At 72.1% G+C, this 13,592-nt stretch carries 15 protein-coding genes; 13 read left to right on the forward strand and 2 right to left on the reverse strand.

Annotated elements, in window-relative coordinates; all coding sequences use genetic code 11:
• The first annotated feature begins 107 nt into the window (after window positions 1–107).
• The 5 genes from D7W81_RS32955 to D7W81_RS32975 are packed head-to-tail and all read left to right on the forward strand — an operon-like array spanning window position 108 to window position 4,118.
• Complete coding sequence (locus D7W81_RS32955; protein WP_120559373.1) at window positions 108–467, forward strand: hypothetical protein; 360 nt, start codon at window positions 108–110, stop codon at window positions 465–467.
• On the forward strand, window positions 464–1,495 hold the full coding sequence (coxB, locus tag D7W81_RS32960) for a cytochrome c oxidase subunit II (protein ID WP_120559374.1): 1,032 nt from the start codon (window positions 464–466) through the stop codon (window positions 1,493–1,495). The genes D7W81_RS32955 and coxB overlap by 4 nt, the downstream gene beginning before the upstream one ends.
• Window positions 1,476–3,083 (forward strand): cbb3-type cytochrome c oxidase subunit I, encoded by a 1,608-nt coding sequence (locus D7W81_RS32965; protein ID WP_120559375.1) that lies wholly within the window; start codon window positions 1,476–1,478, stop codon window positions 3,081–3,083. Before coxB ends, D7W81_RS32965 begins: the two co-directional genes overlap by 20 nt.
• Window positions 3,073–3,702 carry a cytochrome c oxidase subunit 3 gene (locus D7W81_RS32970; protein ID WP_120559376.1) on the forward strand — a complete coding sequence of 210 codons (630 nt, stop codon included), beginning with the start codon at window positions 3,073–3,075 and terminating at the stop codon, window positions 3,700–3,702. The genes D7W81_RS32965 and D7W81_RS32970 overlap by 11 nt, the downstream gene beginning before the upstream one ends.
• Before the next feature lie 11 nt (window positions 3,703–3,713).
• Window positions 3,714–4,118 (forward strand): cytochrome C oxidase subunit IV family protein, encoded by a 405-nt coding sequence (locus D7W81_RS32975; protein WP_244227577.1) that lies wholly within the window; start codon window positions 3,714–3,716, stop codon window positions 4,116–4,118.
• 3 nt (window positions 4,119–4,121) lie between these two features.
• Here D7W81_RS32975 and D7W81_RS32980 read toward each other — a convergent pair whose 3' ends face one another.
• Window positions 4,122–4,670 (reverse strand): hypothetical protein, encoded by a 549-nt coding sequence (locus D7W81_RS32980; RefSeq protein WP_120559377.1) that lies wholly within the window; start codon window positions 4,668–4,670, stop codon window positions 4,122–4,124.
• A gap of 116 nt (window positions 4,671–4,786) precedes the next feature.
• Between D7W81_RS32980 and D7W81_RS32985 the strand changes: the two genes are divergently transcribed.
• The 8 genes from D7W81_RS32985 to D7W81_RS33020 all read left to right on the forward strand — a co-directional run bounded on the left by D7W81_RS32985 (window position 4,787) and on the right by D7W81_RS33020 (window position 11,499).
• Entirely contained in the window at window positions 4,787–5,749 is a 963-nt protein-coding gene (locus D7W81_RS32985; RefSeq protein ID WP_120559378.1) for an AAA family ATPase, read from the forward strand.
• Window positions 5,750–5,890: 141 nt separating this feature from the next.
• Window positions 5,891–8,170 (forward strand): hydrogen gas-evolving membrane-bound hydrogenase subunit E, encoded by a 2,280-nt coding sequence (mbhE, locus tag D7W81_RS32990; RefSeq protein WP_120559379.1) that lies wholly within the window; start codon window positions 5,891–5,893, stop codon window positions 8,168–8,170.
• 6 nt (window positions 8,171–8,176) lie between these two features.
• A complete protein-coding gene (locus tag D7W81_RS32995; protein WP_120559380.1) occupies window positions 8,177–8,623 on the forward strand; it encodes an MnhB domain-containing protein in 447 nt (148 codons plus the stop codon).
• On the forward strand, window positions 8,620–8,988 hold the full coding sequence (locus D7W81_RS33000; protein ID WP_120559381.1) for a sodium:proton antiporter: 369 nt from the start codon (window positions 8,620–8,622) through the stop codon (window positions 8,986–8,988). The genes D7W81_RS32995 and D7W81_RS33000 overlap by 4 nt, the downstream gene beginning before the upstream one ends.
• Window positions 8,988–10,355 (forward strand): complex I subunit 5 family protein, encoded by a 1,368-nt coding sequence (locus tag D7W81_RS44250; RefSeq protein ID WP_120559382.1) that lies wholly within the window; start codon window positions 8,988–8,990, stop codon window positions 10,353–10,355. Before D7W81_RS33000 ends, D7W81_RS44250 begins: the two co-directional genes overlap by 1 nt.
• Window positions 10,352–10,849: a Na+/H+ antiporter subunit E gene (locus D7W81_RS33010; RefSeq protein ID WP_120559383.1), complete on the forward strand. Its 498-nt coding sequence runs from the start codon at window positions 10,352–10,354 to the stop codon at window positions 10,847–10,849. Before D7W81_RS44250 ends, D7W81_RS33010 begins: the two co-directional genes overlap by 4 nt.
• Window positions 10,850–10,861: 12 nt before the next feature.
• Window positions 10,862–11,149 carry an MrpF/PhaF family protein gene (locus D7W81_RS33015; protein ID WP_120559384.1) on the forward strand — a complete coding sequence of 96 codons (288 nt, stop codon included), beginning with the start codon at window positions 10,862–10,864 and terminating at the stop codon, window positions 11,147–11,149.
• Window positions 11,149–11,499, forward strand: coding sequence for a cation:proton antiporter (locus tag D7W81_RS33020; protein ID WP_120559385.1), 351 nt, complete (start codon window positions 11,149–11,151; stop codon window positions 11,497–11,499). The genes D7W81_RS33015 and D7W81_RS33020 overlap by 1 nt, the downstream gene beginning before the upstream one ends.
• 25 nt (window positions 11,500–11,524) lie before the next feature.
• Here D7W81_RS33020 and D7W81_RS33025 read toward each other — a convergent pair.
• Window positions 11,525–13,592: ADOP family duplicated permease (locus D7W81_RS33025; protein ID WP_147445706.1), on the reverse strand; the 2,068-nt coding region annotated here is incomplete at its 5' end.

Below are 13,592 nucleotides of genomic sequence, written 5' to 3' on the forward strand. Positions count from 1 at the left end.
GGCGTGGGCGGGCTGTCCGTGGCGGCGGCCCTCTGGCTCTCGCGCGGCACCTACCCCGTGCCCGTGGCGGACCCCTACCTCGTCCACTCGCTCCAGGTGCGTCCGCCATGAGCGAAGCCCGCCCACCCCCTCCGGAACTGGAGCGGCTGCCCACCGCGTGGCTCCTGCGCGTCGGGAGCGTGGCACTCGGGCTGCTCGCGGCGGCCTGCGTCGTGGCGTGGGGGCTGTGGCTCCTGTGGCGTCCTGCCTCCGAGCGTCCCCTGCCCATGCCCCCGGGCACCCTTCAGGTGGGCATGGTCGACCAGGCCCCCTTCACGCTGGACCGGCGCGCGGACGCGCTGAAGGCACGGCAGCGCGAGCGGCTGGAGGGCTACGGCTGGGTGGACGTGGACGCGGGCGTCATCCACCAGCCCATCGACGCGGCCATGCGCCAGCTGCTCTCCGAGCCCGAAGGAGGCGCGCGATGAACGAGCTGCTGCGCCGCCTCTTCTTCCTCCCGGAGCAGGCCTCCACCTTCGCCGTGAAGGTGGATCACCTGCACTACGTCCTGCTCCTCACCACGCTGGCGGTGGCGTTGGGCATTGGCGCCGTCGGCCTCGTCTTCCTCGTGCGCTACCGCCGGCGCTCCGCGTCGGACCCCACGCCGCGCGTGCTGGCGCCCGTGTGGATGGAGGCGCTGTTCATCGGCGTGCCGCTGTCGCTGTTCCTGCTCTGGTTCGTCCTGGGCTTCCAGCAGTTCGTCTGGGTGATGAGCCCGCCGCGGGACGCGCTGGACGTGTACGTCACCGGCAAGCAGTGGATGTGGAAGTTCACCTATCCCGGAGGCCCCAGCGCCATCGACACGCTGGTGGTGCCCGCGGGCCGGCCCGTGCGGCTGCTGCTCACCTCGCGAGACGTCATCCACTCCTTCTACGTGCCGGACTTCCGCATGAAGCGCGACGCGCTGCCCGGCCGCTACACCGACCTCTGGTTCGAAGCGCCGAAGCCCGGCCGCCACCTGGTGCTGTGCGCGGAGTACTGCGGGCTGGACCACTCCCAGATGCGCGGCGAGGTGGTGGTGCTGCCGCCCGCGGACTTCGACGCGTGGCAGGACGCGCAGCGCCGCAACCTCCCCGTGGCCGCGCTGCCCGGCGCCCGCATCCAAGAGACGATGGCCGTGAGGGGCGAGCGCGTCGCCGCCGCGCAGGGCTGCCTGCAATGCCACACGGTGACGGGCGCGCCGCACATCGGTCCCACGTGGCTGGGGTTGTACGGAAGGCAGGAGCCGCTGGAGGGCGGCGGCGCCGTGCTCGCGGACGAGGCGTACCTCACCGAGTCCATGATGGATCCGCTGGCGAAGGTGGTGGCCGGCTACGCGCCCGTGATGCCCGGCTACCACGGCCGCTTGAGCGCGGAGGACTCCGGCGCGCTCGTGGAGTTCATCAAGTCCCTGCGTCCCACGCGCCCGGGCGTCACCGCGGCCGAGGAGCCCGTCTATGTCCCCACCGGCCGCTGAGTCCTACCTGACGGACGGGCGCACCGTGTGGTCGTGGCTCACGACGCACGACCACAAGCGCATTGGCCTGATGTTCCTGGGGCTGACGCTGTTCTTCTTCCTCCTGGGCGGCCTGTTCGCGCTGGCGCTGCGCATTGAACTGCTCACGCCCGGCCGCACCATCATGGGGCACCTGGCGTACAACCGGATGTTCACGCTCCATGGCGTCACCATGGTGTGGCTGTTCATGATTCCGGCCATCCCGTCCGCCTTCGGCAACTTCCTGGTGCCGCTGATGATTGGCGCCAGGGACGTGGCCTTCCCCCGGCTCAACCTGGCGTCCGTGTACCTCTACGTGCTGGGCGCCAGCGTCACGCTGTGGGGCATGCTCGAGGGCGGCGCGGACACGGGCTGGACCTTCTACACGCCCTACAGCACCACCACGGGCACGGCGGTGCTGCCGGTGCTGCTGGGCGTGTTCATCATCGGGTTCTCCACCATCCTCACCGGCCTCAACTTCATCGCCACGGTGCACACGCTGCGGGCGCCGGGCCTCACGTGGATGAAGCTGCCGCTGTTCGTCTGGGCCATCTACGGCACGTCCATCATCCAGGTGCTGGCGACGCCGGTGCTGGGCATGGTGCTGCTGCTGGTGGCGCTGGAGCGGGTGGTGGGCGCGGGCATCTTCGACCCCGCGCGCGGAGGAGACCCGCTGCTCTTCCAGCACCTGTTCTGGTTCTACAGCCACCCGGCCGTCTACATCATGGTGCTGCCATCCATGGGCGTCATCAGCGAGGCGGTGTGTGCCTTCAGCCGCAAGAACGCCTTCAGCTACCGGATGATTGTGTATTCCACGCTGGGCATCGCGTTCGTGGGGTTCTTCACCTGGGGCCACCACATGTTCGCGTCCGGCCAGTCCACGTTCGGCTCCGGCGCGTTCGGCGCCATGTCGATGCTGGTGGCCATCTTCACGGCCATCAAGATCTTCTCCTGGCTGGGCACGCTCTACCGGGGCTCCATCGCGCTGGAGTCACCGCTGCTCTACACGTTGGGGTTCATGTTCTTCCTCTTCTTCGGGGGGATGATTGGCGTGGCGTACGCGACCACGTCGTTGAACCTGCACTGGCACGACACGTACTCGGTGGTGGCGCACTTCCACTTCATCATGGTGGGGGCGACGGTGATGGCGTTCCTGGCGGCGCTGCACTACTGGTTCCCGAAGATGTCCGGGAGGTGCTTCCCCGCGAAGCTGGCCAACGGCGCGGCGGTGCTGATCATCTTCGGCTTCATCACCACGTTCGTGCCGCAGTTCCTGCTGGGCAACCTGGGGATGCCCCGGAGGTACGCGGACTATCCGCCGCACTTCCAGTCGCTGCACGTGGCGTCCACGGCGGGCGCGTCGCTCCTGGCGTTCGGGTTCCTGATCATCGCGGGGTACCTGGCGTGGAGCCTGAAGTCCGGCGCCGTCGCGGGGGACAACCCGTGGGGCAGCGAGGGCTTCGAATGGAAGTCCGCGTCCCCGCCGCCCACCCACAACTTCTCCACACCGCCCAAGTACCCCACCGGCCCGCACGAGTACGCGCGGGAGGAGGTGCCGCATGCCGCCTGAGGCCGTCACGGAGCACTGGGGCTCCGAGGGCGCGCGCCGTCAGGCCGCGTACCTGGGCATGTGGGTCTTCATCGCGACGGAGGTGTTGCTGTTCGCGGGGTTGTTCACGGCCTATGGCGTGTATCGCTCGGTGTACCCGGAGGTGTTCCGCGCGGCGCAGCTCACGATGGACGTGGGGCTGGGCACGCTGAACACGTTCCTCCTGGTGACGAGCAGCATCCTGGTGGCGCTCGCGGTGCACGCGGTGCGAGGCGACAGGCCCGGGCTGGGCGGAGCGCTGCTGCTGGCGGCGGCGCTCCTGGGCGTCGTGTTCCTGGCGGTGAAGGGCGTGGAGTACGCGCACCACGTGAAGGAGGGCGGGCTGCCGGGGGACGCGTACCGGTTCACGGAGGTGCCGCGCGTGGGCGCGAGCCTCTTCTTCACGCTGTACTTCCTGCTGACGGGCTTCCACGCGCTGCACGTGACGGTGGGCGTGGGGGTGTTGACGGTGCTGGGCGTGCGGTCCGCGGCGGGGACGTTCGGCGCGGGGTACGCCACGCCGGTGGAGCTGGGCGGCATGTACTGGCACCTGGTGGATGTCGTCTGGTTGTTCGTCTATCCCATCCTGTACCTGGCGTGAGGAGCGGGCCCGTGACGGAGGACGCGGAGGAGAGGCCGGGGCGTCAGCTGGGCGTGGCCGGGGTGCTGGCCGTGGGGGTGGTGCTGCTCGCGTTGACGGCGCTGACGTACGGGCTGCACCGGCTGCCGCACGGCGCGTGGTCGCTGCCGGTGGCGCTGCTCATCGCGGGAGCGAAGGGGCTGTTGATTGCCCTGTTCTACATGCACCTGCGAGAACAGCGCGCGAGCAACGGGCTGGTGCTGCTCACGTCGGTGGTGTTCGTGGCGGTGCTGCTGACGGTGTGCGTGCTGGAGACGCGCACGCGCTTCGCACCCACGGTGCCTCCAGGCCCGTTCCCCGTGGAGCCCCTGCCGGGACGGCTGGAGGACCCGGGGGGCGCGAAGCCTCCAGGGCCCGCGGGGCCTCGTGAGCCGTGAGGGTCAGGACGTGGCGGCCATCAAGGCCCGGAACCGACGGCGCAGCCGGTCCGCGCGGGTGAGGACGTCCCGGAAGGCGGGCACCGTTCCGAGCGCCGCGCCGAAGGCGACGTGCAGCAGGAGCAACAGCGCGGAAGGGGCCTCGCGAGAGAGGGGTGGCGAAGCGAAGGGAATCACCAGCCAGGTCATCACCGCCCACAGGCCCAGGCTGTACAGCAGTCCCAGGCAGAGCGCCGAGACGGCGGTCCCCCGTCGTGGCAGCAGGAGCGCGAAGTTCGTGGCCAGGCCTCCGGCCACGGCGAAGTGGATGAACAGCCCGAGCAACACCGCCACGGCACCGTGCGCCGAGCCATCGCGGAGGAACAGGCCCGCCACGAGGAGCGCGGGCCGCCAGGGCTCGCCGTGCAGCACGGCCGTGAACGCGCAGGCGAGGACCGCCATCGCGAAGGCGCCCAGTGTTCCCGCGAGCGCGCCAGGAAGCACCGCGTCGCGCAGGAGGTTCCACGGCGCCAGCGCGAGCTCCACGGCCTGGATCCGTCCCCGTGTCCGCATCCCTCCCCCCTGTCCCGGCCGCTGGCCGTGCGCGGTGCGCCTCCTGAATAGAGGGTGAGACTTGTTTCACTCCGAGCGAAGACAGCGCCAGGGAAGGGCCTGGCCGCCTGGAGGGCATGAAGGACACCCTGCGTCGAGGCATGGGTCCGGGCGGAGCCATGGACGGCCCCTGGGGGGAGGCCGCTAGGCTCGCGGCCGTGATTGCCTCTGTTCGTTTCGAGCACTTCCGGTGCCTGCTTCGCGTGCAACTCGCCCTGGAGCCAATGACCATCCTGGTGGGGCCCTCGGCGGCGGGGAAGACCGCCGTGCTGGAGGGGCTCCAGCACCAGCTCGCGTATGAGCCGGCGGACTTCTGGCGGCGGGATGAATCGCGTCCGCTCCGCATCGAGTGGACCTACGCGCACGGCGACCGCACGCGCGTGGAGTATCCGTTCAGCGTGATGGACACCTTGCCCGGCCAGGGCCACTCCACGCAGCAGCTGTCGCTGAGCATGGAGGCGCTGCGCGGGGGAGGCTCGTCCGCGAAGGCGACGTGGCTGGAGCGCAAGGGCGGCAACCTCGCGAGCGTCTTCGCGGCGCTGCCCATGTCCACGCGGGACGTCATCTCCCAGGAGCTGGCGAAGCGCGTGCCCTCGCTGACGGACGTGGACGTGTCGCGCGACCTGGAGGACCGCTCCTTCCGGCTGCGCTTCCGCGACCGCTGGAGCCCGGAGGTGTGGTTCGGCCCCGAGCACGTGTCGGACGGGGTGCTGTGGCTGCTCGCGTTCCTGGTGCTGCCCTATCAAAGGCCGCTGCCGGAGCTGCTCACGCTGGACGAGCCGGAGCGCGCCCTGCATCCGGGCCTGGTGCGCGAGGTGCTGGAGTTGCTGCGCGCCATGACGCGAGGCGAGTCCACGGGAGGCCAGCCGGTGCAGGTGGTGCTGGCCACGCACTCGCCGGACCTGCTGGAGCACGTGCGTCCGGAAGAGGTGCGCCTGCTGTCGCGAGAGCCCGCAGACGGCTCCGTGCGGGTCCACCCCGTGCCCGCCACCGCGCTCCACTGGCGCCGCGAGTGCCGGGAGCTGCTGGACTCGCTGTAGCACCGGGGCTCGAAACGGCCGGGCTGTCCACCAGCGTACGGCGTCCCCTGCACGAGTGACCTCGGGGTGACGCTCCGCGCGAGGGGCTGACGGTTGTGTGCCTGCGTCGGCGGGCCACTCCTAACGTGGGCCTCTTCGCCCATGCCCATCCTCCTGCCCATCCTCCTGGCCCTGGCGTGCGCGCCGCTCGCGTATGTCGCGGGCCGGTGGCGCACCGGGGCCGCGGCGTGGATGGGCGCCCTGGGCTCGCTCGCCGCGCTGGGGGCCCTGGCCTGGGAGTGGACGCTGGGGCCCGGCCGCCTCGTGCTTCCCTGGGCCCCCTCCTGGGGACTGTCGCTGGAGTTCACGCGCGACGGCCTGTCCGGCCTCTATTCCGCGATGGCGCTCGGCGTGGGCGCGCTCGTCGTCCTGTACTCGCGCGCGTACATGCCGCACCACCTCCACGAGGAGGGCCGGCCCGCTCGCGACGAGGTGCGCTTCCAGGGGCTCATCCTCGCGTTCATGGCCGCCATGGTGCTGCTCGTCACCGTGGATGACCTGCTGCTGCTCTTCGTGGCGTTGGACCTCACCACCATCATCTCGTACCTGCTCATCGGCTTCGACCGCGAGGACCCCGAGTCGCGCGCCGCCGCGCTCCTGTCGCTGGTGCTCACCGGCGCCACCTCCGTCGTCTTCTTCGCGGGCGCCATGACGCTGGGCCTCCACTACGGCACCTTCTCCCTGCCGCTCGTCATCGAGCGCGCCGCGCACGACCCCGCGTCCACCGGCGCGCTGGTGTGCCTGGCCGTGGGCGCGCTGGGCAAGAGCGCGCAGGTGCCGTTCCACTTCTGGCTCCCGCGCGCCATGGCCGCGCCCACGCCCGTGTCCTCGTACCTGCACTCGGCCGCGATGGTCGCCGCGGGCGTCTTCCTCCTCCAGCGCCTCTACCCGCTGTTCGCCCCCGCCACGGGCGTGCGCGACGGCCTGCTCGCCATCGGCTTCGTGTCCATGGGCATGGGCAGCCTGATGGCCCTGGTGGCGGATCCGTTCAAGCGCGTGCTCGCGTACTCCACCATCGCGCAGTACGGCTACGCGCTGGTGCTGGTGGCGCTGGGCTCCGAAGGCGCGCCGCTCTACGTCGCCATCCACGCGCCGTGCAAGGCCGCCCTGTTCCTCACCGCGGGCGCCGTCACCCAGGTCACCGGGAAGAAGAAGCTGTCGGAGGTCGGCGGCCTGCGCCACTCGCTGCCCGTGCTCGCGGGGGCCAGCGCCGTCGCGGCGGCGGGGCTCTCCGCGCTGCCCCTCACCGCCGGCTTCTTCAAGGACGAGGTCTTCTTCCACGCGCTCGCGCAAAGAGGCCCCGCGTTCATGGCGGCCGGGCTCGTGGGCGCGGGCCTGACGCTCGCGTACACGCTGCGCCTGTGGTGGGGCCTCTTCGGGGGACCCCGCCGCGACGTGCCCGCCGCGCCCCGGCTGCTCGTGGCCCCGGTGGCCGTGCTCGCGGGAACCATCCTCCTGGGGGGCGTGCTGCCGGGCCTCCTCGTCGCGCCCGCCCGAGCCGCCGCGGCGGCGATGCGCGGCGAGCCGTCCACGCTGGAGCTCGCGTACCACCTGGATGCGCGCGCGGAGAACCTGCTCGCCGTGGGGGCCTGGGTCCTGGGCGCGCTGCTCTTCGCCACGCGCCGCGCGTGGACGCCCGCGCTCTCCCGCGTGCTGGAGGGCACCTCCCGGTTCGGCCCCGAGCGCGGCTACCGCCTGCTGCTGCACCTGCTGGACCGGCTGTCCACGTGGCTGCACGAGAAGGAGGTGCGCGACCTGCGGGACCGGGTGGCGTCCGTGATGGTGCCCACGGGGCTGCTGGGCCTGGCGGTGCTGGGCGTGACGCCGCTGCGCGACCGCTTCAAGGTGGGCACGGTGGGCTGGGCGGATGTGACGCTGGTGATGGCGCTGGCGTTCGCGTCCGCCGCCGCGCTGGCCACGCTGCGCGCGAAGGGCCACCTGCGGCTGGTGCTGCTCATCTCCTGCGTGGGCTTCAGCCTGGCCATGGTGTTCGCCTTCGCCGCCGCGCCCGACGTGGCCCTCACCTCCGTGCTGGTGGAGACCACCTTCACGCTGCTCTTCGCGGGCCTGCTGGCCCTGCTGCCCCCAGACCGCCTCCAGCACGCCCAGGAGGAGGCCCAGAAGCCGCGAGGGCGCGACCGGCTGGCCGCCGGGGTCGCGGGCGCGAGCGCCTTCCTCCTGAGCTGGAGCGCCCTGTCCCATCTCCAGGCGGACCGCGTGGGCGCGCGCACGGTGGAGCTGGCGAAGGCCGCGCACTCCCCCAACGTCGTCGCCGCGGTGCTCACCGACTTCCGCGGCCTGGACACCGTGGGGGAGATGACCGTCGTGGTGGCGGCGCTGCTGGGCGTCACCAGCCTCCTGCGCCTGAAAGGAAGGCGCTGAAAAGCCATGATCTCCTTCGTCCCACCGCTGTCGCGCCTGCTGCTGTGGCCGTCGTTGATCATCGCGCTCTCGCTCTGGATGAAGGGCGGCGCATCCGTGGGCGGCGGCTTTCCGGCCGGGGCGCTGGCGGGGCTCGCGGTGCTGTTGCAGTACGTGACGGCGGGCCGCGACCAGGCGCGGCGCTTCGTGGCGGTGCGGTACGCGGCGCCGCTGGCGGGCGTGGGGCTGCTGCTCGTGGTGGGCACCGCGTTCCTGCCCGTGGTGGCGGGCTACGCGCCCATGAGCCTCTTTCCCCGCCCGGACCAGCCGGAAATAGGCGTGGGAGGGCTGCACCTGCACACCGCGCTCATCTTCGAGGGAGGGCTGATGCTCATCGTCTTCGGGCTGGTGGTCACCGTCATTGACCGCTTCGCCCTGCGCACGGGCGGGGAAGAAGAGGAGTCCGGGCCATGAACCTCATCGCGTCCCTGGCGGTGGGCCTGCTGTTCGCGTGCGGCGTGCGCATGGTGCTGGAGCGCGAGCTGGTGCGCGTGGCGTGCGGCACGGTGCTCATCACCAACTCCAGCGTCCTGCTCATCCTCGCGGGCTCCTTCCCGGAGCGGGGCGAGGCGCTGAGCGTGGAGCAGGGCTGGCCGGTGACGGACCCGGTGCTCCAGTCGCTGGCGCTGACGGCCATCGTCATCGGCTTCGCGGTGTCCGCGCTGCTGCTCACGCTGGTGCACCGCACGCAGCGGGCGCACGGGTCGCTGCGCACGGACCGGCTGGTGGAGGCGGAGCTCAAGCGCGTGCACGCCGCGGAGAAGGGCGAGGGCCGCTGATGCCGCTCTGGGGACCGCTGCTCCTGCCGTGGGTGCTGGGCGTGGTGCTGGCGTTCCTGGATGGGCGCCGCGCGTGGGTGGCGTGGCTGGCCATCGCGGGGCTCGCGGGCACGCTGGGGTGCATGGTGTGGCTCCTGCCCCAGTCCTGGGGCGCGCAGGCCCCCCAGTTCATCAGCGGGGACTGGCCGGTGGGGGTGGGCATCCGCCTGCGCGCGGATCAGCTGTCCATCGTGTTCGCGCTGGTGTCCACGGCGGTGCTCCTGGGCACGCTCGTGTACGAGCACGTGGCCGGGGGCATCACCTCGCGCAGCTTCCCCGCGCTGGTGGTCTTCCTGGGCGCGGGGCTCACGGGCGTGTTCTTCACGTCGGACGCGTTCAACTTCTACGTCTTCTTCGAGCTGGCGATGACGGCCGCCTTCGCGCTGGCGTCGTATGGCGAGCGGCCCCGGCACCTGCGCGCGGCGTTCACCTTCGTGGTGGTGAACCTGATGGGGTCCACGCTGTTCCTCACGGCGGTGGTGATGCTGTACCTGACCACCGGCACGCTGGACATGCTGTCCATCATCGCGTGGGGCCAGGCGGGGGAGCCGTACGCGCTGCTGGTGCCGGGCACGCTGCTCCTGTGCGCGTTCGGCGTGAAGCTGGGCTTCTTCCCGTTCCACTTCTGGGCGCCCGCGGTGTACCGGGACGCGGGCCCCACGGTGGCGGCGCTGCTCGCGGGGGCGCTGGCGAACATCGGCAGCTATGGCCTGCTTCGCTTCGGCGTGGACGTGATGCCGCAGGTGATGGCGCAGGCCCGGCCGCTCCTGGAGATATTGGGCGCGACGAGCATCCTCTACGGCACCGTGCTGGCGCTCTCCCGGCGGGACACGCGCGAGGTGCTGGCGTACGCGTCCATCTCCCATGCGGGGCTCATCATCGCCGCGCTGGGGCTGAATGGACGGGAAGGCCTGTGCGCGGCGGTGGCGCTGGCGCTGGCGGGGTCGGTGGACAAGACGGCGCTGTTCCTCGCGCAGGACCGGGGCGGCGAGCGGGCGCGCCGGGCCTACTCGGTGGCGGCCTTCAGCACGGCGGGTGTGCCGCCCACGGCGGGCTTCTGGGCCAAGGCCTGGCTGCTGCGAGCGGCGCTGGAGCAGGGGCACACGCTGCTCGCGGGGCTGGTGGTGCTGGCGAGCACCCTGTCGCTGCTGGCCCTCTTCCGCGCCTACCAGCGCGAGCCGTGGCTGCGCGAGGGCGCGGCCCTGCACCGGGGCACGGGCGCGGTGGTCTACGCGCTGTCCCTGGCGCTCATCGTCATCGGGCTGTGGCCGGAGCCGCTGTTGCGCGCGGGGCGCGACGCCATCCAGGGACTGGGGACGCTGCCATGAGCCCCCGGCTCCTCGCGCAGGTGCTGTCCCTGGCGCTGCTGTACGCGCTGATGGTGGGCAGCTTCCACCCGGTGGACCTCGCGCTGGGCGCGGCGCTGGCCCTGGGCGTGGTGCGCCTGTTCCCCATGGCGGGCCTGCCGCCGGTCCTGAGCGCGCGCGAGCACTGGCGGCGCACGCTGCACCTGCCCCGCTTCGGCTGGGCCCTGGCCGTGCTGGTGGCGCGCAGCTGCTTCCACGTGCTCACGGTCATCTTCGGACGCGCGGACCTCGCGAACCGCGCGGGCGTGGTGGAGGTCCCCATGGGCGAGCGCACCGCGCGCGGCGTGCAGGTGTCCTCGTGGGTGATGTCCCTGGCCCCGGGCACGGTGCTGCTGGAGCTGGACTGGGGTAAGCGCGTGATGCGCATGCACGCCCTGGACGCGTCGGATCCGGACAAGCTGCTCCAGCAGCAGGACAACTTCTACCAGCGCTACCAGCGCGCGGTGTTCCCCTAGGAAGGCGGGCGCGTGCACGAAACCTTCTTCACGCTGGCCATCGTGTGGATGGTGGGCCTCCTGGGTGCGCTGGTGCTGCTCGCCTCGCGTCAGCGCTCCGCCGCGGACGTGCTCATGTCCGTGGACACCCTGGGCCTGGTCATCTGCGCGGTGCTGGCGCTGTACGGCGCCACACGCGGCGAGGCCGGCTACCTGGACGCGGCCCTGGTGCTGGCCCTGCTCTCCTACGTGCAGACCGTGGCCGGCGCCCGCTACCTGCACCACGGCCGCGCCTTCCACGACGAGGAGGACCGCCGGTGATGGCCACCCTCCTGCAATGGGTGGCCAACGCCCTGGTGGCGCTGGGCCTGCTCGTCATCACCTGCGCCGTCATCGGCATGTACCGCCTGCCCTCGGTGCTCACGCGCGTGCATGCGGCGGGCGCCGTGCCTTTCGGTGGAGCCCTGGTCATCATTGGCGCCACGCTGGCCACGGGGGACGGCTGGCTCCTGCTCCGGGGCCTGCTCGTCGCCGCGTTCCTGATGCTCACCATCCCCAGCTCCGCCCACGCCATCGCGTGGCTGGCGGAGGGGCGGCCGGAGATGGCCCACGACAAGGCCCGGCGGGGACGCGGGAAGAAGGACGCGCCCCCGGAGCCGCCCGGCGGTTGAACCGCCGGTATCCTGGCGGGCGCCCCTACGTGTCCTGCCGGAGCGCCTCGGCGGGGGAGACGCGGGTGGCGGCGACCGCGGGGAACCAGCTCGCCGCCAGCGCCGTGAGGAAGAGCAGCACGGGGGCTCCCACGAAGATGACGGGGTCGCGGGGCGTGATGCCGTAGAGCATCGCGGAGAGCGCATGGGCCAGGAGCCCCGCGCCCACCAGTCCCACGGTGAGCCCCAGTCCCGCGAGCCGCAGCCCCTGGAACATGACGAGCCGGAGGAGCCCTCGAGGCGTCGCGCCCAGCGCGCTCCGGATGCCCAGCTCGCGCGTCCGCTGCATCACCCAGAAGGCCAGCAACCCATACAGCCCCACCGAGGCCAGGACCACGCCCAGCAGCGCGAACGCCGTCAGCAGTCCCCCCATCACACGCACCCGGTCGGCACTGGCCTCCACCACGCTGTCCAGTGGGCGGACGTTGAGCAGCCGCAGGTTCGGGTCGGCCGCGCGGACCTCCTGCCGCAACAGCGCCAGCAACTGGGGCGTGGGCAGCGAAGACTTCACCGCCAGGTTCAGGCTCTTGCGCATGTCCTGGCCCAGCGGCACGTAGAGGTCCCCCGAAGGGGCCACGGAGATGCGCTCCATGGGCACATCCCCGACCACGCCGATGACTTCCCGGGGGGCTCCGTCCCCATGGAGCTGGAGCCGGGCACCCACGGGGTCGCGGCCAGGAAGGTACCGGCGCGCGAAGGTCTCGCTGACGACGACCACGGGCGGATGGCCCGCCGTGTCTCCTGCCTCCATGAGGCGGCCCTGCTTCAGGGCGATGCCCATGGCCCGGAAGGCGCCCGCGCTGGCGGCCACATACCCGGCCCGGGGAGGCGTCCCGGAGGGGGGTGGCGCCCCCGCGACGTGGAAGCCCGCCGTCTCGCGCCAGACTTCGCCGGAGAAGGGCAGGGCGCCGGTGAAGCCCGCCGCGTCCACGCCGGAGAGGGCCTCCAGCCGCGCGGTGAGGGCCTGGGCCACGGCCGCGGCTCGCGCTTCGTCCGGGAACGTCTCCATCGGGAAGAACACCTCCGCGACCGTGACCTGCCGGGGCTCGAAACCCAGGGGCACGGCCTGGAGCTTCCACAACGTGCGGAGCATGAGGCCCGAACCCACCAGCGGCACCAGCGCCAGCGAGAGCTGCACGACGACCAGTGCCGACCGGGTCCACCCCAGCGACGTGGCGCCCCGTACCCCGCGCGTCACCGGCGCGAGCACGGCCCGGGCATCCCCACGTGACGCGTGGAGCGCGGGCAACAGCCCCACCAGCACCGCCGTCACCAGGGACACGGCCACCGTGAGGCCTGGCACGAAGGGGGCGACGCCCGGGCCGGACATGAACTGGGGCGGGACGAAGGTCTGGAGCAGCCCCCGTCCCCAGAGCGCGAGCAGCAGCCCGCCCCCACCGCCGAACGCGGCCCGGACCGCGCTCTCCACGAACACCTGCCGGACGAGCTGGAGCCGGGTCGCCCCCAGCGCGATGCGCACCGCCAGCTCGTGCATCCGTGCGCTGCCCCTCGCGAGCAGCAGGTTCGTGAGGTTCGCGCACCCCAGCAGCAACAGCAGGACCGCGACCCCCGTCACCACCTGGAGCTGGGTGCGGGACTGCTCGACGGAGTACGCATGCAGGGGCTCCACGCTCACGCCGACCCGGGGCTCGCCCGGAATGGACTCGGCGTTCAGCGTGAGCGGGAGCAGCTCCGCGCGGGCCTGCTCGACGGAGACCCCCGGACGCAGCCGTCCCACGACCCGCAGCAGGTTCCCCCGGTCCCGGAGCGCATCGAGCGCCAGGGGCTTCCACACCTCCACCTCCAGCTCGAAGTGGAAGGACTCCGGCAGCACGCCCACGATGACGTGGGACACGTCGTCCAGCAGGAGGCTCTGCCCCAGCACGGAGGGGTCCGCGCCATACAGGCGCTGCCACAGGGAATGCGTCAGCACCACCTCGCGGTCGCGGCCGGGGACCTCCCCCTCCGGTCCCCAGAGCCGCCCCAACGCGGGCCGGATGCCCAGCAGGGGCATCAACCCGGCGGAGCCCCGGCCCACGGCCAGCCGCCCCTCC

Origin of the sequence: Corallococcus aberystwythensis (assembly GCF_003612165.1) — a bacterium.
Taxonomy (GTDB): domain Bacteria; phylum Myxococcota; class Myxococcia; order Myxococcales; family Myxococcaceae; genus Corallococcus; species Corallococcus aberystwythensis.